The sequence below is a fragment of the Paenibacillus sp. IHBB 3054 genome (assembly GCF_051594305.1).
Classification (GTDB): domain Bacteria; phylum Bacillota; class Bacilli; order Paenibacillales; family Paenibacillaceae; genus Paenibacillus_AQ.
This window is the reverse complement of sequence record NZ_JBOFBG010000158.1, coordinates 1-502: the sequence shown is the minus strand read 5'-3', so window position 1 is coordinate 502 and position 502 is coordinate 1. Positions and strand designations below refer to the sequence as shown.

Genomic DNA, 502 nt, shown 5'->3' with positions numbered 1-502 from the left:
CATAAAGAGTATGACGACCAGCATATAAATACGCCTTCTCAACTTCCCCACCCCCATAAGGCCATGTAATCATAAAACTGTGAAAGCAAGGTGAAAACCGATCCGGTCATAATCAAAATTATGATCAAGAGCGCCACACCCATGTTCCGCCAAAAGCGAGTATCTTTTATACTTTTAGCGCCCCGGCTTGCGGACAACAGAAAGCCAAAGAAACGGATCAGCCAATAGGAGAGAGCGAGAACACAAAATATCGTCCCTGCAGCTCCGGCCAAGACCAAGAACCAGTTCATACCGTCCACCACATCCGGATCTACTTTATACATTTTTTTCATTTTCGAGATATAATCGTTGTCAGTCATCAGCCGGGCCATTATGACAACTTGTGGTTATGATCCATGGACTGGATGAACGTTGTCTTCGTTTCCCCTCCGAGATCCTGCGTGGAGGTCCAGTTATAAATGTTTTCCAAAAAGCTAAAGAATGCGCCGCTGATGAAGAGGAA

The 502-nt window shown here is 45.2% G+C and carries 1 protein-coding gene; it reads right to left on the bottom strand.

Going from position 1 to position 502, the window contains the following annotated elements:
• Positions 1-38: 38 nt before the first annotated feature.
• Entirely contained in the window at positions 39-371 is a 333-nt protein-coding gene (locus ACQ76X_RS36235) for a hypothetical protein (RefSeq protein ID WP_438498708.1), read from the bottom strand.
• Positions 372-502 lie beyond the last annotated feature (131 nt).

Bases quoted from the DNA above. Each gene is read 5' to 3' on its own strand.
- ACQ76X_RS36235 (WP_438498708.1), bottom strand. From the start codon at position 371: ATGGCCCGGCTGATGACTGACAACGATTATATCTCGAAAATGAAAAAA.